The organism is Gracilibacillus alcaliphilus (assembly GCF_016909015.1).
Lineage (GTDB): Bacteria > Bacillota > Bacilli > Bacillales > Amphibacillaceae > Gracilibacillus > Gracilibacillus alcaliphilus.
The window spans coordinates 129,190-156,172 of the sequence record NZ_JAFBFA010000007.1 but is presented as its reverse complement, the minus strand read 5'-3'; the positions used below and the strand labels follow the sequence as shown (position 1 = coordinate 156,172).

At 38.6% G+C, this 26,983-nt stretch carries 16 protein-coding genes, 3 pseudogenes and 1 CRISPR repeat array; of the genes and pseudogenes, 4 read left to right on the top strand and 15 right to left on the bottom strand.

The window, feature by feature from the left end:
- Window positions 1–57: 57 nt before the first annotated feature.
- The gene (locus tag JOD18_RS07960; protein WP_204668423.1) at window positions 58–1,500 is read right to left on the bottom strand and encodes a glycoside hydrolase family 1 protein; all 1,443 of its coding nucleotides are present in this window, start codon (window positions 1,498–1,500) and stop codon (window positions 58–60) included.
- 181 nt (window positions 1,501–1,681) lie between these two features.
- Here JOD18_RS07960 and JOD18_RS07955 point away from each other — a divergent pair, with 181 nt between their 5' ends.
- Complete coding sequence (locus tag JOD18_RS07955; RefSeq protein WP_204668422.1) at window positions 1,682–2,422, top strand: MurR/RpiR family transcriptional regulator; 741 nt, start codon at window positions 1,682–1,684, stop codon at window positions 2,420–2,422.
- A 72-nt stretch (window positions 2,423–2,494) separates the two neighbouring features.
- Here the strand turns inward: JOD18_RS07955 and JOD18_RS07950 are convergent, their stop codons facing one another.
- The 3 genes and pseudogenes from JOD18_RS07950 to JOD18_RS07940 form a co-directional block, all read right to left on the bottom strand.
- Window positions 2,495–2,974 carry a metal-dependent hydrolase gene (locus JOD18_RS07950; protein ID WP_204668421.1) on the bottom strand — a complete coding sequence of 160 codons (480 nt, stop codon included), beginning with the start codon at window positions 2,972–2,974 and terminating at the stop codon, window positions 2,495–2,497.
- Window positions 2,975–3,078: 104 nt separating this feature from the next.
- Window positions 3,079–4,128: a saccharopine dehydrogenase NADP-binding domain-containing protein gene (locus JOD18_RS07945; protein WP_204668420.1), complete on the bottom strand. Its 1,050-nt coding sequence runs from the start codon at window positions 4,126–4,128 to the stop codon at window positions 3,079–3,081.
- Window positions 4,129–4,347: 219 nt separating this feature from the next.
- Window positions 4,348–4,731, bottom strand: a pseudogene (locus JOD18_RS07940) (carbohydrate ABC transporter permease); the annotation flags it as partial.
- Here JOD18_RS07940 and JOD18_RS24965 point away from each other — a divergent pair.
- Both JOD18_RS24965 and JOD18_RS24205 read left to right on the top strand, forming a co-directional pair.
- Window positions 4,710–4,922, top strand: a pseudogene (locus tag JOD18_RS24965) (alpha-amylase family glycosyl hydrolase); the annotation flags it as partial. The pseudogenes JOD18_RS07940 and JOD18_RS24965 overlap by 22 nt on opposite strands.
- Window positions 4,923–4,998: 76 nt before the next feature.
- Window positions 4,999–5,436, top strand: a pseudogene (locus JOD18_RS24205) (alpha-amylase family glycosyl hydrolase); the annotation flags it as partial.
- A gap of 267 nt (window positions 5,437–5,703) precedes the next feature.
- On the opposite strand, the gene JOD18_RS07930 reads toward JOD18_RS24205, so the two are convergent.
- The 8 genes from JOD18_RS07930 to hsdR form a co-directional block, all read right to left on the bottom strand.
- Window positions 5,704–6,525, bottom strand: coding sequence for a carbohydrate ABC transporter permease (locus JOD18_RS07930; RefSeq protein ID WP_204668418.1), 822 nt, complete (start codon window positions 6,523–6,525; stop codon window positions 5,704–5,706).
- Window positions 6,526–6,539: 14 nt separating this feature from the next.
- Window positions 6,540–7,853 (bottom strand): ABC transporter permease subunit, encoded by a 1,314-nt coding sequence (locus JOD18_RS07925; protein WP_204668417.1) that lies wholly within the window; start codon window positions 7,851–7,853, stop codon window positions 6,540–6,542.
- A gap of 104 nt (window positions 7,854–7,957) precedes the next feature.
- Entirely contained in the window at window positions 7,958–9,286 is a 1,329-nt protein-coding gene (locus JOD18_RS07920) for an ABC transporter substrate-binding protein (protein WP_204668416.1), read from the bottom strand.
- Window positions 9,287–9,833: 547 nt separating this feature from the next.
- A complete protein-coding gene (locus tag JOD18_RS07915) occupies window positions 9,834–11,135 on the bottom strand; it encodes an ABC transporter substrate-binding protein (RefSeq protein ID WP_204668415.1) in 1,302 nt (433 codons plus the stop codon).
- Between the two features lie 135 nt (window positions 11,136–11,270).
- The gene (locus tag JOD18_RS07910; protein WP_204668414.1) at window positions 11,271–12,254 is read right to left on the bottom strand and encodes a substrate-binding domain-containing protein; all 984 of its coding nucleotides are present in this window, start codon (window positions 12,252–12,254) and stop codon (window positions 11,271–11,273) included.
- Between the two features lie 244 nt (window positions 12,255–12,498).
- Entirely contained in the window at window positions 12,499–13,887 is a 1,389-nt protein-coding gene (locus JOD18_RS07905; protein WP_204668413.1) for a restriction endonuclease subunit S, read from the bottom strand.
- Window positions 13,880–15,364, bottom strand: coding sequence for a class I SAM-dependent DNA methyltransferase (locus tag JOD18_RS07900; RefSeq protein WP_204668412.1), 1,485 nt, complete (start codon window positions 15,362–15,364; stop codon window positions 13,880–13,882). Before JOD18_RS07900 ends, JOD18_RS07905 begins: the two co-directional genes overlap by 8 nt.
- 14 nt (window positions 15,365–15,378) lie before the next feature.
- A complete protein-coding gene (hsdR, locus tag JOD18_RS07895) occupies window positions 15,379–18,603 on the bottom strand; it encodes a type I restriction-modification system endonuclease (RefSeq protein ID WP_204668411.1) in 3,225 nt (1,074 codons plus the stop codon).
- Between the two features lie 316 nt (window positions 18,604–18,919).
- Here hsdR and JOD18_RS07890 point away from each other — a divergent pair, with 316 nt between their 5' ends.
- Window positions 18,920–19,210: a helix-turn-helix domain-containing protein gene (locus JOD18_RS07890; RefSeq protein ID WP_204668410.1), complete on the top strand. Its 291-nt coding sequence runs from the start codon at window positions 18,920–18,922 to the stop codon at window positions 19,208–19,210.
- A gap of 146 nt (window positions 19,211–19,356) precedes the next feature.
- Window positions 19,357–22,293: direct repeats of the CRISPR family, unit length 36 nt; unit sequence GCCATAGTTCCCCTATAAACCTTGGTATGATATGCT.
- 152 nt (window positions 22,294–22,445) lie between these two features.
- Here the strand turns inward: JOD18_RS07890 and cas2 are convergent.
- Genes cas2 through cas9 form a run of 3 tightly spaced genes read right to left on the bottom strand, consistent with a single transcriptional unit; the run spans window position 22,446 to window position 26,869 of the window.
- Entirely contained in the window at window positions 22,446–22,754 is a 309-nt protein-coding gene (gene cas2 / locus JOD18_RS07885) for a CRISPR-associated endonuclease Cas2 (RefSeq protein ID WP_204668409.1), read from the bottom strand.
- Window positions 22,755–22,758: 4 nt separating this feature from the next.
- Window positions 22,759–23,661 carry a type II CRISPR-associated endonuclease Cas1 gene (gene cas1 / locus JOD18_RS07880; RefSeq protein WP_204668408.1) on the bottom strand — a complete coding sequence of 301 codons (903 nt, stop codon included), beginning with the start codon at window positions 23,659–23,661 and terminating at the stop codon, window positions 22,759–22,761.
- Window positions 23,651–26,869 (bottom strand): type II CRISPR RNA-guided endonuclease Cas9, encoded by a 3,219-nt coding sequence (cas9, locus tag JOD18_RS07875; RefSeq protein WP_204668407.1) that lies wholly within the window; start codon window positions 26,867–26,869, stop codon window positions 23,651–23,653. The genes cas1 and cas9 overlap by 11 nt, the downstream gene beginning before the upstream one ends.
- Window positions 26,870–26,983: the final 114 nt, after the last annotated feature.

The following is a 26,983-nucleotide window of genomic DNA, read 5'->3' as shown; positions in this document are numbered from 1 at the left end:
CAGCTCCCATTTCATACAGAAAAAAGCCCGGATTTTACTCTGGGCTTTTCGTTCATCTTATAATTCTTTGCCATTTGTCTTAATTACTTGCTGATACCAATAGAAGGATTTCTTCCGGCTTCTGTCTAAGGTACCGTTGCCTTCATCATCTTTATCCACATAGATAAACCCATAACGTTTCGACATTTCACCAGTGGAAGCACTGACAAGGTCAATACAGCCCCATGGTGTATATCCCATTAGATCCACACCATCTTCAATAGCTTCTCCCATTGCAGCAATGTGGTCTCTTAGGTAATCAATACGATAATCATCATTAACAGAACCGTCTTCCTCTATCGTATCTTTCGCTCCTAGCCCATTCTCCACGATAAAAAGCGGTTTACGGTAACGATCATACAACTCATTTAATGAAATACGCAAGCCAGTCGGATCGATTTCCCAGCCCCAATCGCTGGCTTTTAAGAATGGATTACTTACGCCGCCCATAATATTGCCTTGGGTTTGTTCTTCTGGTAACTTCGCTTCTTTTTCCGTACGGCTCATATAGTAACTAAATGCAATGTAATCTACGGTATGCTCTTTAATGAGCTCAAGGTCGCCTGCTTTGATATCTAACTCAATATTGTGTTCTTTAAAGTAGCGGTTTATAAAAGCTGGATATTCCCCGCGTACTTGTACATCTGCACAGAAGTTATTGAATAAACGCTCTTCTTGCAAGGCATGCATCACATTCTCTGGATTAGAATCATAGGCATACACTGGCGCATAAATAATCATACAGCCGATCAGTGCTTCTGGAATAATTTCATGACAAGCTTTTACTGCTAAACTGCTTGCTACAAACTGATGGTGATAAGCTTGGAAAGTAGGCTGATACTTATCTTCCTCTTTTTGAATCGAGAAGCCTAATCCCATAATTGGCATCACTAAACCACTGTTAATTTCATTAAATGTCATCCAATATTTCACTTTATTTTTATAACGATTCAAGATCACCTGTGCATAACGCTCAAAAAAAGTAACGACTTCCCTGCTTCTCCAGCCGCCATAATTCTTGACCAGGTTGACAGGCATTTCGTAGTGAGAAATCGTCACAACTGGTTCAATATTATGTTGAAGCAACTCATCTAAGACACGATCATAGAAGGCTAGTCCATCCTCATTTGGCTCTGTCTCATCACCATTAGGGAAAATTCTTGTCCAAGCAATAGATAGACGAAATACTTTAAAACCCATTTCCGCAAATAAAGCAATATCTTCTTTATAACGATGATAGAAATCGATTGCCTCATGGTTAGGATAATCATACTTATCATGATCAACCTCGAAGTTAAATCCAGGTTCCTTAAGAATATTTAGACGTCCCTTCCCGCCTGGTAAGACATCTGCAATGTTTAACCCTTTGTTCCCTTCGTTAAAACCACCTTCAATTTGATTAGCTGCTGTTGCGCCTCCCCATAAGAATCCTTCTGGAAAGGTATAGGATTTGTCTGCCATTATATAACCTCCTATTTTTCTTGTTATTACCATTATAGAAATTCAAACAGATGAAAGTAAACACCTGCTAGGCTTTCTGTCGAATGTAACACACTTTGAGATTTGTTTCATCCTTGTTACATATTGTTACAAAAAGATGCTATAATATACTTACTCTGTGTGGAACGGGATGTGAATAAACATGTTTACGCATGAAATGATTGCTTCATTTAATGAACTAGAATTATCACTATATAATTATATTGCACAAAATAGTGAAAAAGTTGCCTATATGAGGATTAGAGAATTAGCAGACGCTACACATGTATCTACTGCTACTATTTTACGTTTTTGCCGAAAGATTAATTGTGAAGGATTTTCTGAATTTAAAGTGAAGTTAAAAATGAATTTAGACCGTCAAGAAAAGACGATTATAAAAAGCCCGCAACATTCGATCACCGAGTTTTTTGAACGGACACTTACAGGGGATTTGGAGAAGCGGATTGAGGAAGCCGCCTCCCTGATTGCGAAGGCGGATAGTGTCATGTTCTCAGGTATGGGCAGTTCAGGGATTCTGGCCGAATATGGTGCACGGTATTTCTCAAGTATTGGTAAATTTTCGGTCTATATTAAAGACCCTCATTACCCGATTCATTCTAAGTTCCGTCATAATAATATCGCGATTGTGCTTTCTGTATCTGGTGAGAACCCCTTTACTATCACCCAAATCAACCAATTAAAACAAGATGGCAGCAAAATCATCAGTATTACCAATAATAAGTTATCAACGATTGCCAAATTGTCTGATATTAATCTGGCTTACTATGTAACAGAGGAGTGGTTTCAAACTTCTAATATTACTACGCAAGTTCCCGTTGTCTATATTCTTGAATCAATCGCTCGCAAACTTTCCAGCCAGCCGTCTGATGAAATAATCCGCTAGCTTCTTACCTTGCATGGTCAGGGAACCAACGCACAGTGTATGTAATTTCAGAGCTTCAGCAAAAGTTACTTTCTAAAACAAGCCGACGATATCATTAGCAAAGTAGAGCGTAATCCCGGTCATTATCAATAAAAGAATATTCTCTGCTTTACCGCCAGTCTTGGTTGTTACGGGAAAACGGACGGTAATTTTAGACGGGTATAACAGTTTAATCCCTTGCTTGGTAGCCGCATCCAATAATAAATGTGTGGCCATACCAATCAAAATCCCCATGGTTATCGATGGATTACTTACCGCTTTCGATAAAATTAAGGCCATCAATGCTAAAAATAATAAACTATGGGTAAAAGTCCGGTGGCCAAATATCGTATTGACCAATTTAGAAACGAGTGGAAATCTCCGGCCGATTTTGCTTCCACTATGACAAATATCCGGAATTAATCCGCCAACTGCCCCTGCCGCAATCAGCCATTCTGCCTCATACTCTCCCGATATAGCTGCTACAACCGTTGTTGCTGTTATACCGGCCATTATATGTGTTTTTCCTGTCATACCTCTTTTTCTCCTTTTGTTAGACTATCTACGTATATGGCGCTCTCTTATCATAGCATGCCACAGAGAAAAAGAACATATGTTTTCATAAAAAAATGATATCTTTATAGATAATGATCCTCTAATGGAATATCTGCAATATTCATCACCTGCAAAACTTCCGGTAAACTGGTTATTTCAAATGGAGCAACCACTCCTTCTATGTTTTGGTTCATGATAATCTTAGCTAAGGCAGCTGTCATCGCCGCGGTAATATGGTAATCCGAAAAAGCCAGTAGAGAGAGTTGTCTTGTCTTTTCTTCGCCGTCGATCACTCCTTGTACCTCAATAGTGAGTACGGCATGTTCATCCTTGTCAGGGTTATGTTTCACCAATTTAGTTAAAAATCTAGGGTCGCTTTGGTGAAGTAAAGAAATTCCTCCCATTCGTTTAATCAAAGAAACAAGTCGATTAAAACCCACGGAATTCCAAGCTGTCCAATAATGCAGCGACAGTCCTGGCCAGTATTGATCCAACAGTTTTTGCTCGGCATGATCAATCTGTCTGACTTCTTTTTCTTGTGTAAACGTCTGAAAATACATGCTTCTTTTTTTGGTAAATCCTGCTTGCTGATCAACGGGAGCACTGATAATCTGCAACATATCGAGGATTCCGGATATGCCGACATTAGCATTGGTATTCTGCAGCAGGCCTACATCCACCCTTTTCGTTTGATCAAAACTTGCCTTTGCCGCTTTTACCATTAGACCAGAAAGGCCCGGAAAAAAGCCTGCCATCATCACCGCACCAGTATGGTGTGATTTAGCAAGCTGATCCAATTGTTTGGCTTGACTAACAAACTGATAAAAAGGAGTAACATCGATAGATAAGATTTGCTGCTTAATGCAGACCGCCTGAATTTCCGGCCTATCTTGTTTTAACATTACAATTACCAAGTCAACATCGCTCACAGTCTGTTCGATACTTTCCTTGTCTCGCACATCCAGATATCGGAATTGGACAGGCGGATCGAAAGAAGCTGCAAATTGTTTGCCGCGCTCGCTCTTATAGTCTGTTACTATTAATGTAGTTTGCGTTTCAAATAATCTGATGATCTCATGACAGACCAACTTACCAAGAACCCCTGTCGCACCTGCAATCATAATTTTTTTCATAGTATGCCGCTCCCTTTTTTGTGGGAATTATTTTATACCCTATTATAACCTATCTTCCCATTCATCACATACTACGGATTATTTGCGGGTAACTCTTTTCCCATCAGTGGGGATTTTCTTTATCTCACTAATGGGTAACAAGAGTTATCGGGATATTAGTTTGTTAAAACCTGCCGGGCTTAATTACGATTGAATCGAGATCAACAGGAAGTTAGCAAATTAACCTTTTACCGCACCCTCCGCAATCCCTGCCAAAATATACTTTTGAAAAAAGGCGTAGAAGATGACAATGGGGACGGTAGTCATAATTAAAGAGGCTAGAATTTTCGGCCAATCGTTATTATATTCTCCAAACAACATATTAACAGACAGGATTAATGTATAATTTCTTACATCTGTTAACATGAGTAATGGCAATAAGAAATCATTCCATAACCATAAGATATTCAAAATCGCAATTGTGACTAATATTGGCAGCAGCAGCGGGAATATGATCTTAATAAATGTCTTTATTTCCCCTGCACCATCAATTTTAGCTGATTCTTCCAGTTCTTTAGGAATCGTTTTTACAAAGCCATGACATAAGAAGATGGCGATGGAAAGAAGCGGTAGTTTATCAAATATACCCAAAAAGCTTTAAAGATAGTAATAATGATGGTATTGGTGGTTTACGAGGAATTATAGAAAAATTAGATTATCTCGAAGACCTCGGTATCGATGTGATTTGGATTAGTCCTTTCTTCCAATCGCCAATGGTAGATAATGGATATGATATCTCCAATTATTATCAAGTCGATCCAATAAATTTCTGCCATCCGATCACATTTCTGACCTAAGCACCAAAATGCTGGCAACCATTTTTTTCTATTACGGAGTACACCATTCCTTTATCAAGGACAAGAACTAGGGATGACCAATGTGAATTATGACTCTATTGATGATTATGATGATTTATCTACTCATGATCAATATCAAAGAGCTCTTGATGCAGGCATGGATGGAGAAAAAGCATTGCGTTCCATTTCACCTAGAAGCCGTGACAATGCCCGGTCGCCTATGCAATGGTCAAGTGACAAATATGCAGGTTTCTCGGAGACCACTCCTTGGTTACAGCCAAATACAAATTATCACGAAGTAAACGTAGAGCAGCAGCGCACCAACCCTGCATCCATCTTGAATTATTATAAAAAAATGATTCAGTTACGCAAACAAAAAGAATACCGCTCTGTTTTGGTCAATGGGGAATTTTCGCCATTGTACGAAACAGTTGAAAATGTGGTTGCTTATCAACGTACAGGAAATGGTTAAACAATCTATGTCATTAATAACTTTCAAGCGCAAGAATGTATCATTGAATTACCTTTGGCTTTCCATGTTTTACTGAATAACTACAGTGATTTAACTATGAAATCTAACCATCATATTCAGTTGCAGCCATTTCAGAGCCTGGTATTAGAGATTCTAAATCGTTAGTTTCAACCATGTATAAAATAGTGGAAGGGCCGCTCCCTGAATGGGGCGGCCCTTCCATTTGTTTTCTTAGCAGCTTGTCAGGTGAATCTCTGCTGTTGTGGACTATTCTTTTACCGAACCAGATGTTAAACCAGATACAATCCGTCGCTGGAAGATCAAGACTAGGACAACAATCGGGATGGTTACAATAACCGTTGCCGCTGAGATATCTCCCCATGGAACAGAATATTCACTCTGATACATGGAAATCCCTACCGGCACCGTGCGCCAAATATCATCACTATTAATCGTTAAGGCAAACAGATACTCATTCCATGCCGCAATAAATACCAGAATAGCAGTGGTAAAAATACCAGGTGTCGCCAGCGGAAAAATGATCTTGCGGAACGTTTGAAAAGGACTTGCCCCATCTAATTTCGCCGACTCTTCCAACTCGAACGGGATCTTCTGGAAGAAGGTGGATAGAATCCAAATCGATAATGGTAAACTGATCGTTAGATAAGGAATCACTAACCCAATATAACTATTACGCAAGCCTAAGTCTGTGACTAGATTAAAGATAGGTGAAATAATTGCCACTTGCGGAAACATCGATGCCGCTAAGATCACACCTAAGAAAATCCCTTTCCCTTTAATAGGAAGCCTGGTGACGGCATATGCGGCAAACGCTGCACACCCTACCGCCAAAATAGTTGTCAGACTGGATACCACAAAGCTATTTAACATATAACGCATCAGCGGTCGATTCGTTAAGGCCGCTTCATAAGAAGCTAACGTAGGATTGGCGGTAAACCATCTAAATGACGTAAAAATCTCACCAACCGGCTTAATTGACGTTAAGAATACCCAAATAAATGGGAACATCACTAAAAAGACAAAGATGACTAGGAATAGATAAAACCCTATACCTGCACGTTTATTCATATCGTTTCTCCCCCCTATTTCGTACGTCCTGCGAATAGATCTGAACCAATTAAGCGCACATAGATAAAGCTAATCAATGCAACACTCAAGAATACAATCACTGATAATACGGAACCTTCTCCAAAGTTCTGCTGAGAGAATAAGGTAATGTAAGCATAGATCGAGATCGATTCTGTCGCATTGGCTGGTCCGCCGCCAGTTAGTACGTAGATAAGGTCGAACACTCGGAAGGCATCTAGCGTTCTAAATAATAAAGCAACTAAAATAGCTGATTTTAACAATGGCAGGGTAATTTTAAAGAACTGCTGCCACTTGTTGGCGCCATCCACATCACTGGCCTCGTATAGAGACTGTGGGATCGTCTGGAGTCCGGCTAATAACAGTAAAGCCATATAAGGCGTGGTTTTCCACACATCCGCGAAGATAATCGAGAACATACCGCCGCTGGAAGTAGATAACAGCCAGGAAGTACTTGGAATGAGATTCCATTCATTAAAATAATGCGCCACTATACCTGTTTGTCCATCATATAAAAAGCCCCACATCATCGCCGCTACGGCTGTCGGGATCGCCCATGGGATTAATACCGAGGCTCGAATAATACCTCTTCCCTTAAAGGCACGGTTTATCAATAAAGCAATTGCTAAACCTAATACCAGTTCAAACGCAACGGAAACAACCGTAAACACCATCGTATTGCTTAACGCCTGCCACATCCGGCTGTCTTTGAAATATTTCACATAATTAGACAAACCGATAAAGTTAGACTCTAAAATATTGTCACTAGTAGCGGCTAATAAGGAACTGGCTTGTTCATAATTTTGTGCGGCCTCCTCATTGTCTGTATTGTCAGCCATCGTTTGCAATTCTTCGGAGATAGAAACAAGCGCTGTACGGTAGTCTTCGGCAAATTCATTGTCTACCTTCGAATATTTCAAATCTGAATCAGAAACAGGCTGGAAATTCATCAACATCTCATCAATCTGTTCCATTTTGGCTTGGATCTCACTATCTGATTCCAACTCACCGTGAAAGCCTTCGATGGTTTCCCTTGCCTGCTGAATCACCGCTAACTCTTCTCCATCGGCACTGCCTTCTAAATTGCCAAGCTGGCCGTCAATATAAAAGTAATTATCAACATAGCGTTCTAAGTCCATATTGGCACTGAGCATTCGCTGCGATCGTGTCGGGTCATTTAAGCGATAATCAAATAGACTATTATAAAAGGATTGTGCAACCGGCCATAACGTGACCAGCACTACGAGTATGATCGATGGCAAAATCATCAGATAACCAAGTTGTTTTTCATTTAACTGAAAATTCTTCACGCTTCATTCCCTCCCTTTCTGCTAAGCACACGATCACGTGTACTTAAAAGAAAGAGCAAGATGAGATCGAACACACCCATCTTGCTCATCTCCGCGGTCCACTATTATTCTGCCATCGCAGCCTCCATTTTGGATTGCATATTCTCGGCAGCTTGTTCCGCTGTTTGTTCCCCTGTCAATACTTGCGATACCTCAATCTGAATAATATCCGAGATTTCAGGATAGATTGGTGATACTGGACGTGGAACGGCTGCACTTAAACCTTCAACAAACTGTGGATTCTGGAATAAAGGTGCCGCTTCTTGGACTTCTGGATCGTCATAAAGTGATTCAATAGTAGGAGCATGGTTACCTACAATCGCTCCCGTTTTTTGACCTTCTTCACCGGCTAAGTATTTCACTAATTCCCATGACTCTTCCGGATGCTCTGTGTAACGGTTAATCATTGCCATCCAGCCGCCTAATGCAGAAGAACTGCCTTCATCACCTGCAGGAAGAGGAGCAATATCTACATTATCTACAACAGAAGAGCGCTCTTCATCACTGGACGAAGACTGCATATAAGGCCAGTTACGGGCAAATACGGAATCACCAGCAATCCAAGCATTTTCTGTTTCAATCTCTTGGAAATTCAGGATATTACCTGGTACAAAATCAGACTGTACAATTTCCGCTAATTTCTCTAAGCCTTTAATCGTTTCTGGACTATTGACAACTACTTCGTTATTTTCATCCACAACGGCACCGCCATAAGAAGCAATGATTTCAACAAAGTTAGTTACTAGCCCTTCATACTGGGAAGCTTGTGTAATATAACCAAACTGAGTATCTCCTTCACCTTGCAAGGCTTCCGCTTGCTCAATTAATTCATCCCAAGTAGCTGGTGGTGTATCTGTTATATCTGTACGGTAGTAAAGGAATGAGGCATCAATATACAATGGTAATGCCCACTGCCGGCCATTAAAATTACCTGCTTGAATTGGACCATCAAAGTGCGCCTCCAAATCAAAGCCATCTGCTTCAATAAAACGATCTAATTCAAGTGCATAGTTTGCCTGAGCGAATTCTGCCGGCCAAATGACATCGCCATTAAATACATCAATCTCAGAGCTTTGGGAACTAAACATTGTTACATACTGATCGTGTTGCTGTCCTGTATCAGACGGCATTTCGCGGTAATCCACCGTAATATTAGGATGTAATTCCATAAACTCTTCAATTTGCGCCTGTACCTTGCCTGTTGTATCAACACCAGTTGCATAAACAATGGTAACTTCTTCTCCCTCAGATTCGGAAGCGCTTTCATCACTGGCATTATCGGAACCCGTATCGTTCGTTTCCGATTCTGATCCATCATCTCCGCTACACGCAACCATGAATACTGCAAATAAAGATAACAAACCAAGCAATAATAACTTTTTAGTCTGTTGCATAACAGAACCCCCTATAATTTAGTAGCTCGATTTCTTTCTTGAAATCGATTACATTCATTATAACAAATCTAATATATTCGTCAATTATTTTTCAAAATATTAGTTGATTCTATCATTTATTTCGAAATTTGTAATAAATTCAATCAGGAAGTTCTTTTCCACCCCCTCTGCTCTTTTAAACTCCGCCATCTACCTTTCCATCAAGGTTTACATATTCTCCTGCCAACACTGAAAAAGTTGTTTTACAATATATTATAGTAATATCAAAACAAAGTAACAATCCGCTTGCTGAAACTCTTTCATCCATAGAATTTGTAGTATCAATTTCTCATAGATAAACAATGATCACAATCGCTGCAGCTTTCAACATACCCTCATCACCTTTTTTAAAGCGAATTGGAAGCGTTACCATAAATATTATACCCGATCCTAATAGCTTGTACACATTCCCAAGGAAAATAAAGTTATTTTATTAAGTTGCTTTTTTTCCGTTTGGATATAAAAAATACAGGGTGAATACTTATTGCTATCCACCCTGCTCATTGTACTAATCTGCCATAGCGTTCTCAATTTGGGATTGCATATTCTCTGCAGCTTGTTCTGCTGTTTGTTCACCTACTAACACTCGAGACACCTCAATTTGAATAATTTCAGAAATCTCTGGATAAATCGGTGATACCGGACGTGGAACAGCTGTACTTAAGCCCTCTACAAAATCTGGATTCGCAAATAATGGCCCAGCAGCTTGTACATCTGCATCATCATATAGCGCTTTAACCGTTGGTGCACGCGCCCCTTCAACTGCCAGTATCTTCTGCCCTTCTTCACTGGCTAAGAATTTGACAAGTTCCCACGCTTCTTCTGGATGTTCTGAATAACGATTGATCATCGCCATCCAGCCGCCTAAGGCAGAAGCTGTTCCCTCATCACCTGCAGGCAGTGGAGCAATTTCTACATTGCCCACCACTTCCGAACGTTCGTCGTCATCTGACGAAGACTGCATATAGGTCCAGTTACGAGCAAAGACAGCGTCACCTGCAATCCAAGCATTTTCTGTTTCAATCTCTTGGAAGTTCAAGATATTGCCTGGCACAAAATCAGAACCGACAATCTCCGCTAATTTTTCTAATCCTTTGATTGTTTCTGGGCTGTTTATTATAACATTGTTATCCTCATCAAGTACATATCCGCCATAAGAAGCAATGATTTCAATAAAATTCGTTACTAATCCCTCATACTGAGCAGCTTGCAATACATAACCAAATTCTGTTCCTTCCTCCCCTTGTAATGCACCAGCTTGTTCAATTAGGTCATCCCAAGTTGCTGGGGGAGTATCGGTGATATCTGTACGGTAATAAAAGAATGATGCATTGACGTAAGCCGGTAATGCCCACTGTTTGCCATCAAAATTACCAGCTTGAATCGGACCGTCGAAATGACGGTCTAACTCAATGCCATCTGCAGCAATAAAACGGTCTAACTCCAGTGCATAGTTAGCTTGAGCAAATTCTGCCGTCCAAATGACATCCCCATTGAACACGTCTACTTCTGAGCTTTGCGAACTAAACATCGTTACATATTGATCATGCTGTTGGCCAGTATCAGCTGGCATTTCACGATACTCTACATTAATATGAGGATGCGCCTCTTCAAAGGCCTCAATTTGTTTCAATGTAGATCCAGTTGTGTCTACACCAGTCGCATAGACGATCGTTACCTCTTCTGCATTTTCTTCACCATTACCTGTACCTTCGGTATTCTCTGTATTGTCTCCGCCACCGCACGCCATAATCAGCGAAGCAAATACAAACAAAAGGAAAAACAATGTAACTTTTTTCGCTACTTCCATCATGAACCCTCCTCACTTTTCTCTAGTATTACCCACTTTCAAGAAAACGGTTACAATGAGTGGTAAGCATTATAGCAGACTAACTGTAATAATACAAACTTCACACTTAAAAGGAAAATTTTGTGTCATCTAGCCTTAAGTCGATTCCCTTATGATCAGTTCATGTTCAAGAATGACATCCTCTACTTTATTACCTTGGATCTTCTTCACTAACATATCAACAGAAATACACCCCATTTTGTATGTCGGCTGAGCAACTGTCGTAAGAGTTGGATGTGTCATATTGGTAAAGTCGATCTTATCAAACCCTGCAACAGCCATATCATTCGGGACACAAATGCCTTGCATATTTAATTCTTTCAACGCCCCAATCGCTAGCAGATCAGAAACGGCAAAAACTGCCGTGAGCGCTTTCTTTTTGTTTAATAATGACCGCATGGCAAGTTGACCTAACTCAAAGGATACATCGTCAGCATAGTAACACCAATCTTCCTCAAATTCGACACCAAACTCCTTTAATGCACGAAGATAACCTTTTTCTCGATCCCTAGCATAAAGAAACTGCTTGCCCACATTGATTAATCCAATCCGCCGATGCCCCTGTTTCAACAGAAACTTCGTCACATGATAAGCCGCCAACTCACTGTCTATCGTTACATAAGACAAGTTCTGATCCCTATCATATTCACTGCATTGCACAATTGGAAACTGCCTCGCCATATCAGACAAGATCTCTTGGCTGATCGTGGGGTCCATAGTAATCGCTCCTGCTGCAAGTTGATTCTTCAGCAAGTTAAAATAGATTTTTTCTCTCTCTAACTTTGTATGGGTTTGACAAAGCAAGATGTTGTACCCATAGTCAAGTGCCGTTTCTTCAATTCCTTCTACAATTCTTAAGTAGAATGGGTTAGATACTTTAGGCAGTAACACCAATAACATCCGACTCTCTGAATTCCGTAAATTCCTGCCTAATAGACTTGGTGAATAGTCCAACTCTTGCATCGCCTGCTCTACCTTTTCTCGAGTAAACTCTGCCACTGCAGAAGGCGTATTCAATACCCTTGATACAGTAGCCACCGAAACCCCTGCATGTTTCGCTACATCTTGAATAGTTGCCACTATAATGGAACCTCCTTTCTAATTAGATATATGATTTCCTCATGACATCGATTAATCAAAACGGCTTAGTAATCATGATGTAATCCATTACATTATGTTTTTATTATAATATATAATTGGGTAAAAGCAATGGGGGGTGTTGTATAACAGAAGTGACTTCAATAAGACCAATTTTAAATGTTGCATGCAAAAACCGTATAGAATTATTCACTATCCTTATTCCATACGGTTAAACAAGAATACCCTATTTTATTTTTTGTTGGAGTGTCTCTTCTAGTAAATGCAGTGCACTTTCCTCTGATGGAGCGTTTGTGCCAAGCTCACCACGAAAAGCTTTATTTAGTATTGATTTTTTTAAAGCAGGTAATAGTTTGAGAATGGCTTCGACATTTTTTTCCTCACTATCAATCTTGAATAATAACCTCTTTGTTTTATCTACTATGCGAATCTGTTCTTCATAAGGCGGAAGTGGAAAAGGTGCCTGCAATACATCATCACGAGAAATACCTGGAATAACTCCTTTAGACCTGCTTTTTAATATTTGTACATAAGTTTGCATAAAAAAACTCAAGTATTCATTGTGTACACCATTTTTTATAGCTCTTAGCGCCATTATTTGTCGGCTTAGATGGGCCTCTTCTAATTCTTGTATTACTATTTTCCCCACTGTTCCTTTGACTGATAATAAAATATCATCTTTTTTGCCGATTACTGAAGGCTGTTTAATCCAACGTTCAATTATAATATCATTCCCTCTAATATTACTTGCTCCCATTATGTATGGAACTCCCTGACCTTCATTATTACACTCTGTTGTCGGTATATCTCTACCTGATATTAATTCCATGACCTCGCCTAATCGAACCCACTCCCAATTTTCAGGAATATCATAAGGCATTTCATCCAACTCGATTGGGGCTAAAGGTTTTTGCCGTTTTATTTTCTTTTTGCCTATGACTTTCTTTAATAATTCTATAGCCGATTCCTCTTGAAAGTTCTGATTAATTAAAGTACCCTTAACAGCTTTATCTAAAATAGCCATACGCCGTTTTTCATAAATTTCATGGATTTCTTCAGTTATTTTAATTATTTTATCCAACTTAGCAAACAATCGATCGATTTTATCGGCAATTCGCTTTTGTTCAAGTTCATTCATTAATGGTATAGGGATAATTTTTAATTTTTTTTGTGTTAATTTTAGCCGTGTAGAACCACTAACAAAACTATAGTAATTGAATTGATTTAAATAGTGCAATAACAATTTATTTCCAACACTACCATAATAAGATTTTAAAATATGTGCATGATTATTAACCCAGGCTTTGCCTCTAATAATATATGCTTTATCTTTAATAGGATTTAAAAAAGGGGCTCCATCTTCACCTACTAACACAAGTTCTTCATTTGTTAAATAATCGTCAATCCAGCCAATCTGCCCTGTCGCACCATAATAAGGAATATTTCCTATTCTTTTTTCACGTTCTCTTGTACTTATGGGCTTACGTAAATTATCCAATATATATGAATAACCTGTACCTAACCATACCCATATCCAATTCCCAGGAACTTTATAGGGTTGGTCTTTCAGAGGAACTAATGCTCTCTCTATAATACTCTTCTTTGTCTTACTCATTGTCTGGCACCCTCTTATATTTTAGAAAAGTTGGTTTCTTCCCTTTTTCTTGTGAATTCACTTCCTCCGCTTCTCTCAATTCCCCAATCACATCATGCAGCAATCCCAAAGCTTCCTCCAGCTTCTCTACTGCTTCTTCCGCTGACTCAATCGGATCTGGTAGGTTTTCATAAATAGCCAGAGATTCATCTGCAATCAAGCCGATATCTAGACTGTCATCTTTCTTGGCAATTTCTTCACGAGTGAATTTATTCCAGCGTTCATCTGGCACATTGCTACGATCTTTTGCCTGATATGCTTGAACAAATCCTTCAAAATGAGATTTGATTAGTGGCGTTCGTTTACCAAATGAAGGCATATTCGTACGCATATCATACACCCATACCTCTTCTGTGTTTTTCACGTCCTTGGAACCACGGGTAAAAAAGAGCACATTCGTCTTCACACCTTGTGCATAAAAAATTCCTGTCGGCAAACGAAGAATAGTATGCAACTGGCACTTATCCATTAAGTCACGACGAATATCTGTACCAACTCCGGATTCAAATAGTACATTATCTGGTAACACCACAGCCGCCCGTGCTTGATCATTGGCCTTTAATGACCGATAAATATGTTGGAGAAAATTTAATTGTTTATTGGATGTAGTAAAAGTGAAATCTGTTCTTGTTACACGTTCCCCGCCTTTTTTTGTTCCAAATGGTGGATTGGTTAATACAACATCATAATTTTCAAATGATTCCCCAAGGGTAGATAAGGTATCACCCAATATAATCTCACCTTGTATTCCATGCAATAGGGCATTCATTACGGCCAAGCGATGAGTATCCTTTACTAACTCTACTCCACCAAATGCTTTATTTTTTTGAAATTCGATTTGTGCTTCTGCTAAATCAAAGTAATCATCCGTCTGCTTACGCACATGGCGATCTGCCGCAATCATAAAACCGAAAGTACCTGCTGCCGGGTCAAAACAGCGTTCCCCTGGTTGAGGGTCTACTAATTCAGTAATAATATCAATCAATACACGCGGAGTAAAATATTGTCCTGCCCCTGATTTTAGTTCACTGGCATTTTTCTCCAGCAAACCTTCATATAAATCTCCTAGTCCTTCTTGCTTAGCACTATACCAATCCAACTGATCAATGGAGGTGAAGATTTTCTCCAGATTCTTTGGCTCATCTATAAAAGTTTTGGCATCTGCATAAATTTCACGGATAAGTCTATTATCACTTTTACCTAATTCCACCAATAAAACTCGATAATGATCCTTTAAAGCAATGCCATCTAAAGTCATCAGGTAATCCCATCGAAATTGTGAATCCTTAATGGCTTCTTTATCTTGACTTGTTTCATGCATCATTTTCAAAAAAAGGATATATGTAAGCTCTGTAACATATTGGTGATATGTGATACCATCATCTCGTAAAATATTACACAGCTTCCACAGTTTTTGCACAATTTCTTGATTATTCATCTTGGATAGCTCCTCTATTCTATTTTGTACAGGTTAGCATTAATTTCTTCTACAATTGCTGGTAACTGTCCCTTAAATATTTTGTTTAAACGCTCATACCCTCCATATTCAATAAATGGTTCAGCGTCAAAGGCATGCTTAGGCTCTGGATGAAGTAATGACTCTTTGATTAATTGTTTCTCCATTCGTTCAAGCCATTTTTTCTGCTGAACCGGCCAGGCTTTTTGTTCGTAAATCTTTTTCATTGTTTGCCTAATCCGTTCTTCATGGGATATCAAAGGATCACCTAAGGCTAATTGCCGAATAAAAGCAATGATGTCAGCTGCAATATCTTGATTTCTCGATTCACGCCATGCCGTTTGCAAATTTTTCTCTGTGTAACCCTCTTTCTCCAAAACTAATCTAAGCTGTTTTAGCTCTTCTCTAGTTAAATCAGTGGGACGTTGACAAACTACAGATAACGCTGGAATTTCATTCATATGATCCTTAATGTATTGCTCAAAAGACTGCAGGTAATCATCTGGTTTCTCAGCTTTGCCATATCCTCTTGTCACATTTAACAACTCATCCTGATGATGAGAAATAAATTGTTTATGGTTTCGATGTAAATTTTCATCCAAATACTGAAATGCAGGTAAAATTCTATTAATTTTGTCTATTGCTTCTTGAGGCGTACTGTCTTGAAGCTCCTCTATAAGAGTACCTATCTCTTTGTCGTCCGCTAATTTTTGAAAATGTGCTGCTCCTTGATCAGACATTCCTTGTTTCTTTCGTTGTAGCTTTCCTATAATTTGTTCGACTTGATTTTCAATATCTTCCTCTTTGCTCATTCGATTTAATTCTTCTGTCAGTTGTAAAAGAGAAGTTTGTGGACTCACCACAACTGGTTTCATATCTGAATATGGTGCAAGCGCCTCATAGAGACCCACGGCATCAAACACGATAAAGTGATCTTTAGCAATATGCTCACATCGTCTTGTCGCTCTGCCCAACATCTGTTCATATAAAATACGTGAACGCACGCGTCGCAGAAATACTAGATTAGTGATTTCTGGTACATCTATCCCAGTTGTTAAGAGGTCAACGGTCACAACCATGTTAGGGTAACGTTCATTCTTAAATCGTCTAATTGCCATAGAAGGGTTATCAATAGATCCTGTAATTTTCATGATCGCTTGATCCTCTACTTCTCCATACAAATCATCAAAGGCTGACTTCAACAAACGCACTACCAAATCCGCATGATCATCAGTTGCAGCAAAAATAAGGGTCTTTCCATCATCATCTGGAGAGATGTATTGCACTAGTTCATTGATAATCACTTGATTGAAGTTCTCCGTTACAACTTTTGTATTAAATTGTGTTACTTCAATACTCACTTCATCCTCTAATAATTCTTGTTTGATAGAGCGTGTTTTAGTATCAAAAACATCTACATTAGCACCTTTCTCCCATGTAATACCATTCTTTTTTAGCGCTGTTTCAAATTGTATTGGTGGTTCATGATCTATTAAGTATCCCTCCACAACTGCTTCACGATAGGTATAATTAAAAACAGGATCACCAAAGATCTCACGTGTATGTAAAGCTGGAGTTGCCGTTAAGCCTATTTTTACTGCATCAAAATAATCCAGTACTTGGCGGTATTTACTGACATAATCATGTTGATCACGAAATTCCATCTCAAAATCACTCATATCACGATCTAACGTGTAACCTCTATGTGCCTCATCCACCACAATACAATCATATTGATCAACCGTTGCTTGACTTTCCCCCTGGGTAAAGACTTTTCGCAACATTCCTTGTACTGTCGCAATTTGCACTTTGGTTTCTCTTTCAGGAGACTTGTCTGTCAAGGACTGTAAATTATATATTTCATAAAAGGTGCTGGCATTTTCTAACTTACTGGCTTTAAAAGTGGCTTCTGCTTGTTCTCCTAACGCCGTCCGATCTACTAAAAAAAGCACACGCCGAAATCTCCCAGATTTAATCAGTCGGTAAATCAATCCAATTGCCATTCTTGTTTTTCCTGTACCAGTTGCCATTCCAATAAGGATTTCACGTTTTTGATGCTGAATAGCATGTTCAACCGCCTTAATCGCCTTTACTTGATAATCTCGCAACTGTAGATAATCAAATGTCTCCTCTGCTAATTGCCGTTCTGCACGATCTGTATCTTGCTGCAAAAGTTTCTCCAGTCCCTCTGGTGTGTACCAGCCTTGCAAAGGCTTTGAGTGATTTGTTGTTTTCCTCCCATCTAAAAACCATACACCTGATTTCTGCTCCCATTGTTTATGGTAAGGGCGGCCATTGGTCGCAAATAAGAAGGGGACATACAGATCATTCCACGGCTCAAAGATTTTTTCCTCAGCTACCTGTTGAACCCTCCGTGCATTGTCCTTTACCTGTTCAATATCTGACATCACATCTTTACTTTCCTTCTTCGCTTCCACCAAACCAACAAGCTTTGTACCAATAAATAGCGCATAATCAGCATAGCGATTTTGCAACGGCCACTCCGCAATAGCTTTATTTTTACCATGCTCAGGCCGTACTCCCTTGCTAAAACGAATGGTCTCCGAATCTGCTTCCCAGCCATGGTTTTCTAATTGTTGATCAATCAATTTCCGTGTTTGTTTTTCCGTTAATTGAATATGTTCTGCAAAATACTGACTATTTTTTCTTCGCTGTTTTTTTACCTTGTCGTGTATATCCACTTGTTGAGTACGAATATGTTGCAATTCACTTTCAATCGAGGCAATTTTCGCTTCATAGTCTTCGGTTAATTGTTCCAGTTCACTTTGATCTACTACTTGATTTTCTACAGGGGCTTGATAAGGAGGCGCCTGAAAATCCCAATCACCATAAACCTCCATATACCAAACTGCAAGCTGAAAAGAGGTGTGGTGGATCAGCTTAGCTTCCTCAATCGTTCCATATAATGGTTCATGCGCAGCCTTATTTCCCGTTTTTCTCAACAAATGAAACAAATCACAGATAGATTGTGGCAAGATTTGTTCTTGATATAACAATCTTAATCGATCAACTTGAGTCATCCCATAAGGTTCGTCTACTTCTTCAAATGCTGTAATATACTTGGCCATTGTCTCTGCAAATAAACGAAACTTACTAATACACGTATTTGGATCTTGATATGTATTGCGTTCGGCAGTAGCCGCAACTTGCGCAAGCGGCGGCCATCTATCGGCTAGGAAATAAAAGTTTTCTGATGACATGTCCACACCTCTTTTAAACAATTTATAGTTGTTACTATATTTTAATACAATTTTAAGTTGTTTAAAAGGAGAATATATTTCTTTTTTACTTTCCAAACAAAATATATGTTATTATAGAGGAATAAAGGATCAAAATAATGAATGCATTGTAAGTATTCTTCTATATTTATTTATAGATATTCCCCTGATGATCCTTATTTTATTGCTTTAAATGATAATAGAGGAATAAATCCATAGTTCCCTATAAACCTTGGTAAAAATATTTGAAGCACTTACATTTCATTACGTTGAAAATAGTTAAATTGAGGTGATTTAAATGACTGAACTCAAACGAAAAACTTTTACAGTTAAATTCAAAAAACAGATGGTGCAATTATACCTAAATGGTGTACCATTCAATGATATTATCACAGAAAATAAACTAAACGCATCTACTTTTGATCGATGGATAAATCGGTACGGAAGCTCAGTGTACTATGAACAAGAAAAAAATATTCTTCCTAAGATACAGCAACATGACGATTTATATGAGAGAATACAACTTTTAGAAGAAGAGAAGAACATTTTAAAACAAGCTTTATTAATCATTGGACAAAAGCAAAGGTAGCTATGATTTATAAAATACTCAGAATAACAAGCATGCCCATCATCCATAGTTATCTAAATTTCATATTATACAAAATAATACTAGAAAGCTTAAAATTTGCTTGATCCAGTAATGATTGTACTGCTACAGGTACGTTGCAGGGCGACGCCATAGTTCCCCTATAAACCTTGGTATGATATGCTACCAATTATCTTGGCCATGATTGGATTTGGGCCATAGTTCCCCTATAAACCTTGGTATGATATGCTCTAATGCTTCCACTTAAGGCGGAGCAAGAGGCCATAGTTCCCCTATAAACCTTGGTATGATATGCTTGCAAGCCGTTCATTAAGCGTGTTGGCGAAGCCATAGTTCCCCTATAAACCTTGGTATGATATGCTTTGTATCGCTCTATTTCTCCGTCTGAGTTAGCCATAGTTCCCCTATAAACCTTGGTATGATATGCTCGCGATTATCTAGTAAATTATCAATCATGGGCCATAGTTCCCCTATAAACCTTGGTATGATATGCTGATAGTAGACAGGGATTGCACACTATTTACGCCATAGTTCCCCTATAAACCTTGGTATGATATGCTATAAAGGGTATAACCAACAAACGAAAAAATGCCATAGTTCCCCTATAAACCTTGGTATGATATGCTGATTTATGGGCGAGGTATTGACAGGCTCGTGCCATAGTTCCCCTATAAACCTTGGTATGATATGCTCGAATAAGTACCCTACCGCCGCTGCTAAGGCCATAGTTCCCCTATAAACCTTGGTATGATATGCTACGCGATCCGAATAACCCGAACCTAGTTGTGCCATAGTTCCCCTATAAACCTTGGTATGATATGCTGAATTACGTCGATATGAACGTGTTTGGTCGGCCATAGTTCCCCTATAAACCTTGGTATGATATGCTTCAAAAGCGCTTTTTGACACGCCGTCAAAGGCCATAGTTCCCCTATAAACCTTGGTATGATATGCTCTCGACTGTGGCTGTCTCTGTTCGTTTTTTGCCATAGTTCCCCTATAAACCTTGGTATGATATGCTCTAGCTGGTGAAAAAGGGGTTATCACTGATGCCATAGTTCCCCTATAAACCTTGGTATGATATGCTAAATAAAGGGGATTAACTTTTGACTTGTTCGCCATAGTTCCCCTATAAACCTTGGTATGATATGCTTTAACCTTGGTTCCTAACTCCATAGGTTTAGCCATAGTTCCCCTATAAACCTTGGTATGATATGCTCTGCTGATGGCATTAGACATCATTACCGGTGCCATAGTTCCCCTATAAACCTTGGTATGATATGCTGAATTCTGGTTTTTCGGTACTCTGTCTTATGCCATAGTTCCCCTATAAACCTTGGTATGATATGCTTCCAGATGTTAAACATTTAATAGCCCATGTGCCATAGTTCCCCTATAAACCTTGGTATGATATGCTGGAAGAACCTCGACCACTTGCTCGATGGGAGCCATAGTTCCCCTATAAACCTTGGTATGATATGCTCTTACCTACCGAACTTCTAGGGCGACTTACGCCATAGTTCCCCTATAAACCTTGGTATGATATGCTTGCCATGTTTGTATGACATCTAATTGAAAAGCCATAGTTCCCCTATAAAACTTGGTATGATATGCTAACACCATTGTCATTACGCCTGCCACTATCGCCATAGTTCCCCTATAAACCTTGGTATGATATGCTTTTATCCAACAGATGAACGCCTACTACTCAGCCATAGTTCCCCTATAAACCTTGGTATGATATGCTGCCAATGCGGAAGATGAGGCGATCGAACTGGCCATAGTTCCCCTATAAACCTTGGTATGATATGCTCCCTTTATACCAGGCGTGAATACAAACAATGCCATAGTTCCCCTATAAACCTTGGTATGATATGCTTTGGTTGGAGTATGGAGCGTGCGGCAACGGCCATAGTTCCCCTATAAACCTTGGTATGATATGCTTTCGACTGTGGCTGTCTCTGTTCGTTTTTCGCCATAGTTCCCCTATAAACCTTGGTATGATATGCTTACGGTCTAGACCTTCTTTGCTGCTACAAGGCCATAGTTCCCCTATAAACCTTGGTATGATATGCTTCATCACCATTCATGCGTATTGGTGTTGTAGCCATAGTTCCCCTATAAACCTTGGTATGATATGCTGTAAGAGTATTAATTGGCAGAGAGCCGGAAGCCATAGTTCCCCTATAAACCTTGGTATGATATGCTTTTGGTAAAGAAATTAGTTTAGGATATTACGCCATAGTTCCCCTATAAACCTTGGTATGATATGCTAATTTATTACCCACACATGCCATGTGGAACGCCATAGTTCCCCTATAAACCTTGGTATGATATGCTTTATGCCAATCAGGAGCTTTAGCTCTAGCTGCCATAGTTCCCCTATAAACCTTGGTATGATATGCTTCTTTTTCTTTATTAAGATTAATTGATTCAGCCATAGTTCCCCTATAAACCTTGGTATGATATGCTCTAATTTGTTTAAAGGTTGCATATTCTCCAGCCATAGTTCCCCTATAAACCTTGGTATGATATGCTTCACGCAGGCAAATCGAGGAACTAAAGCGGCCATAGTTCCCCTATAAACCTTGGTATGATATGCTCGCAATGTACTTTATTCATTAGTCACTCACGCCATAGTTCCCCTATAAACCTTGGTATGATATGCTTATACTGAGGAAACTGATTCCTCTAGGGCGGCCATAGTTCCCCTATAAACCTTGGTATGATATGCTTCTCTTAAATGGATTGCCTGCCAATACCATGCCATAGTTCCCCTATAAACCTTGGTATGATATGCTAGATTTGACTTAAACTCATCCATATCTCCAGCCATAGTTCCCCTATAAACCTTGGTATGATATGCTAAACGCTTTTAACATGAATAAACTATTTATGCCATAGTTCCCCTATAAACCTTGGTATGATATGCTTTCGACTGTGGCTGTCTCTGTTCGTTTTTTGCCATAGTTCCCCTATAAACCTTGGTATGATATGCTCCCATGGATTTGTGCAACTTAATTATATTTGCCATAGTTCCCCTATAAACCTTGGTATGATATGCTATTTCCCTAGCAATCCCTTGTTAATCAAGGGGTCGCAGCATATTTTTTTCCCAAAAAGCAATTCAAAAATCCTTTATTCTAAGGAAAATTGATTTAATTTTTATAACTGAACATTGATCCAATAAAAAAAGCCGCCTTTTGGCAAGCTTTCTTTAAAAAAAATCTGTTATTTTTGAATCGATATCTTCATTTGGTCTGGCATCCCCTAATAATATCTCCATCTTCTCAAATTGCTTTTCCGTGACCTTCAATGTTCTAATTGCTCCATTCACCGGAGGAATATTCTGTCTTAATCGTTTCATATGTTTCTGAACTGCTTCCTCTCCATTACAAATCCTATAATAAACAGAATACTGAAGCATCACATAACCATCATTAAGTAAAAATCGGCGAAATTGTGAATAGGCTTTTCTCTCACGTTTGGCAACAACGGGTAAGTCAAAAAATACTAAAATTCTCATAAATCTACTCATATACGTGTAGTTCCAAAGATTTTAGTTCAGGTAACACAATAAATTTAGGATCACCATTACGACATGCTGCTACATAACTTTTTACCATCCAATCCACTCCATTTGTAATACTCTGTTTTTCACCTTTCCAATAGGCAGAATAACTTAAAATACGAAATAATTTTTCCTTTATCTCACTATCCCACACCGTATCCCCTTTAACATAAGTTGCAACTGTATAATCAACAAAAGGTCTTAATGGTTCCATAAAATCATCTGCCAAATTAAAGGCATTTGTCTGACTATCATGGAAAATACCAAGTGAAGGCATAAAGCCATAGCGAACTAAAGCCCTTGCCACTAATGACCGTATTAAACTATAACCATAATTTAATGCAATATTCTGTGGGTCATCACGTCTTCTTGTAAATTGGTCTCCAAATAATTTATTAAAATAATACTTTGCTGCATAGGCTTCTTTATTGGTTCGATCACCTGATTCTACTTGCTTAGACAGTGTGTATAAGACATCTGCTTCCTCCGATTGATAGGTTAACTCTAAACATCTAGCTTGATTCTCAATTTTCGCTTGCACCACTTTTTGCCAAATGCGTTTTTTAAATGGCTTGGATAAACCTATTTGCATATCCAAAACAGCTTTTTGTCTTGAATGCTGATGAAAAGGTTGTAAGGTTGCACTAGGGATTCGCTTTTGATCACAAACAATTAGTTCTACATTATGGGCAGCACATTGGCTTAATAAAACACCAGTTAAAGTAATAGCCGGATCTTCTATTGTAAGCGTACAAATATCTTCCAATGGTATTTGTACGCTATTTTCTTGCTTAATAATTAATTGGTTATTTCTCACTGATAACTTGGCTGGGTTACGAATAATAATATGCCTATAAGCCATAGGCAACCTCTTTCTGTACTTTTTGCAAGTCACCTATCGGAGTTATGTTGTATTTATCGAACTGTTTAAGTGATTTGACTCCTGTTCTTTCCTCAAAACTATGATCAAACTTCACTATTGATATAGCTCCTGTTGCACTATCAAGACCTTTATAATAGAAATACCCTTTATCCCATTCCATATTAGTGTTCTTCTTAGTTTTTGTCTTTTTACTTTTATTTAATTGAATGTAAATTAAATCATGTGGAAATAGACTAAACTTGTATTGATGTTTCTTTTCTTTTTTGACCCACTGACTGTATGGTTTGAGTGCTGTTATAAACCTATCCGGCACATTCCCTTGCTTTATATCCGCTACATAAACAGGCAACAGATAGTATTTCTTTGTATTTACATCCTGGTATACATCGGTTCTAGCAATATTCGAGTTATAAGCAATCGTTTTATCTCCTTTGACGGATACAAATAGACTCTTCTTTTCTTCAATCTTCACAGAGCGAATCAGTGGTGCATTTTTCATGTTTTTGGATGGTTTATATAACGGTTCCGCAAATGCCTTCTGTTTATTCCCATCAAAGTCTAAATATCTATTCCGTATAGCCTCGTATGTTTTTCGATCACTATCTTTGCCATACATCGGAAAATGGCCTTCTTTGTCAAATGGAATATTCTCAAGCTTTGTTTTAGTTACAATTAATTGATAGCCATCATCGGTCTCTCCGCGATTTCGTCTGAATTTTTCCTTGTGAAGCTGGCCTTTGACAGAACGTTTCGGCATCCAGGAAGGGAAAATAGGTTTCAACTGCTCACGAAACGCTGGGTCGTCTTCATAGAAATTATTATTGATGACCATTGTCATTAACTGTTCTGGATCTTGAATCAGCCGGGTCCTTAATTCCCTTACAAAACCTGACCATGGCTGTGGGAATCTAATATTCATTCGCTTTAATGCCTGTTTTTGTCCTTCTTCATGTTGCTTGAAATACTCACTTACCTTCTGACGAAAAGGCCCACTTGTAGCGACAATGGCAGCATCTAATGCATGATGTAAGCTATTTTCCTCACGATCTTTGTTAAAACCCCATCTCTTCCGCAATACAGCAGTGTAGGCGCCATTTACTGGATAGACATTTTGTTTAGAATTACTATCAAAACGCAAATAATCACTGATAAAAGTCTTCAAAAAGCGAGTAATATATCGAGTATCGTTTAGATGTCGATCACGAAATTCCTTTTCGTTCCGAGTAAAGGATTTATTCTTTAAATTCTGCTTTTTCTTCTTATTCATATTTAAACTATCGACAAAATTAGCAAAGTCATTCCAGCGTCTCTCATCAAAGCCAAACCATTCAAATGGCGTTTTATTTTTTTTTCCTTGATTTTGATCAGATAATACTAATACCTTGTTATGGTTGCTATCATTGAAGCTACGACTGTAGGGAATAATATGATCTACTTGAACATAGCCTGGTTCCAACAATTTCTCAAATGGAATTGATTTTCTGGAGTAGATGCAACACCCTTGCTGTTCTTCCCATAATTTCACTTTTAGAATATCATGTCCCTTTATCTCTGATTTTTCAGGAAAAAGTTCGCTAATCTTTTGTTTAGCCTTCTCATTGATTGTTCTATTTTTATTAAATTCTTTCTCTATATTTTTTCGTTCTTGGTGATTCCTCCCCATCTCCCTAGCCAGCTCAATATAGATATGGTGAGGAGAGCCATATTTCTTAATAATACTGTTCACTACTTTTCTTGCTTGGCTTAACGCCCGTAAAACAATCGGATTCGGAATTTCTCCTTCTGGTATTACAGGTAAGAGTTTCTGTTTTGGTAAATTTTTTTGCTCATCCAATTTATAACCGGCTTTCTCGACTGCCTCAGAATAATAGTCTCCCAGTTCCATAAAAGGAAGAATTTTGTCCAATGCCTTTAATGATAGATGGCTGAACTTTGAGAAAGATAGTTTTAATAATACATCAATCATATCATCCTCATAACGACGGTTAGCTAAGTTTTTTGTTGCTTTCTTCTTACTGTTAATAAACTCATTATGTAAATAATCCCGAATATCTTCATCATTTTTAAAGACTGTTAACGCATAGCCAAAGGTATCAAAATCAATTGGGAGTAGCTCTTCTAATCGCTTCTTCCCTAGTTCTTTCTTAATCATCTGGCGGATTTTATACTGCTCCTCCATCGATATAAACGTTCTTTTTTCACTTTGGGCTACATTCTCATCTTCTGCATAATAAAGTTCACTAAAGCGTTCATCATCTGCTAATTTTAATGCTTTACGGATATCTTGATATTTGGCCTCTTTCTTATCAAAAAACTTGCTGATTACCAATTCTCGTTCTTCTCTGGTTAATTTTCTTTTCTCTCCATTGACATCTATAATTTGTAACCGATTCAGCTTATCCAAGGCCCGAAACTTGCTAAACGTATAAGTAGCCTTTGGAGCTCTCTTAGCATTTTTTTCTATGGAACAAGTACCAATCTTTGCAAAAATATCATCCTTAGAGGCAAAGGGACGCTGTGATCCCCATAATTCTATATACCGTTCCTTATTTATCTCATTGGCGAAAGAATGACCAAGTTCTTGCTGCACATCAAATATTTCACTAATTTCTTTTCTAATATCAGAACGTAATAAAACACCAGAGTAATCGCCATCTTTATTGCGAAGTGGACGGTTTTCAGCCACTAGCATATGAGAGATCGTACGATAGCCTTTCTCTATCATTAATGCATGGTTTTCTTTAATAGCAGATAGTACCTTACCTGATTCATCATCTTGCTCTTCACTCTTCCGATTTGACTGATATCCACGGTGTTTAGCACAATGGATCAAGATACGCGCAAATTCACGAGTAGACAATTTGCGTTCTGTTCCTAGTTTCCGTAACACCCAAATGTCTTCATCCTTCTCAGTTAACGGATACAACGTTAATAACTCTTCTTCTGTTAATAACTTGCTTTGAATAATAAAATGTCTAATTCTCTCTATCCGGTGTTTTCTGCGTCTTAATCTTCTTCTTGTCGATCTTGCCTCACGTCTTGGAGCTGCTAAAGCAGAGCCATCCTTAGGGTTTTCTGCGACTTCAAATAACCTTACTCCCCAGTCTTCAAGCCTTTCCTTATCACGATTGATCACTGCCCATCCAACCGAAGTAATACCTATATCTAAGCCAATATCATATTTCAATATAATCACTCCCTACTAAGGATAATTTTTACATGTATATATGAAAAAAATGACTAAATTGCTTTAGTCATTTTAACGGGGAGAAGCCGAGAAACTCGGCAGGCGATCCCCAAC

Excerpts from the sequence above, each read along its gene's own strand:
- JOD18_RS07960 (WP_204668423.1), bottom strand. The coding sequence starts at position 1,500 with ATGGCAGACAAATCCTATACCTTTCCAGAAGGATTCTTATGGGGAGGC.
- JOD18_RS07955 (WP_204668422.1), top strand. The coding sequence starts at position 1,682 with ATGTTTACGCATGAAATGATTGCTTCATTTAATGAACTAGAATTATCA.
- JOD18_RS07950 (WP_204668421.1), bottom strand. The coding sequence starts at position 2,974 with ATGACAGGAAAAACACATATAATGGCCGGTATAACAGCAACAACGGTT.
- JOD18_RS07945 (WP_204668420.1), bottom strand. The coding sequence starts at position 4,128 with ATGAAAAAAATTATGATTGCAGGTGCGACAGGGGTTCTTGGTAAGTTG.
- JOD18_RS07930 (WP_204668418.1), bottom strand. The coding sequence starts at position 6,525 with ATGAATAAACGTGCAGGTATAGGGTTTTATCTATTCCTAGTCATCTTT.
- JOD18_RS07920 (WP_204668416.1), bottom strand. The coding sequence starts at position 9,286 with ATGCAACAGACTAAAAAGTTATTATTGCTTGGTTTGTTATCTTTATTT.
- JOD18_RS07915 (WP_204668415.1), bottom strand. The coding sequence starts at position 11,135 with ATGGAAGTAGCGAAAAAAGTTACATTGTTTTTCCTTTTGTTTGTATTT.
- JOD18_RS07905 (WP_204668413.1), bottom strand. The coding sequence starts at position 13,887 with ATGAGTAAGACAAAGAAGAGTATTATAGAGAGAGCATTAGTTCCTCTG.
- JOD18_RS07900 (WP_204668412.1), bottom strand. The coding sequence starts at position 15,364 with ATGAATAATCAAGAAATTGTGCAAAAACTGTGGAAGCTGTGTAATATT.
- hsdR (WP_204668411.1), bottom strand. The coding sequence starts at position 18,603 with ATGTCATCAGAAAACTTTTATTTCCTAGCCGATAGATGGCCGCCGCTT.
- JOD18_RS07890 (WP_204668410.1), top strand. The coding sequence starts at position 18,920 with ATGACTGAACTCAAACGAAAAACTTTTACAGTTAAATTCAAAAAACAG.
- cas2 (WP_204668409.1), bottom strand. The coding sequence starts at position 22,754 with ATGAGAATTTTAGTATTTTTTGACTTACCCGTTGTTGCCAAACGTGAG.
- cas1 (WP_204668408.1), bottom strand. The coding sequence starts at position 23,661 with ATGGCTTATAGGCATATTATTATTCGTAACCCAGCCAAGTTATCAGTG.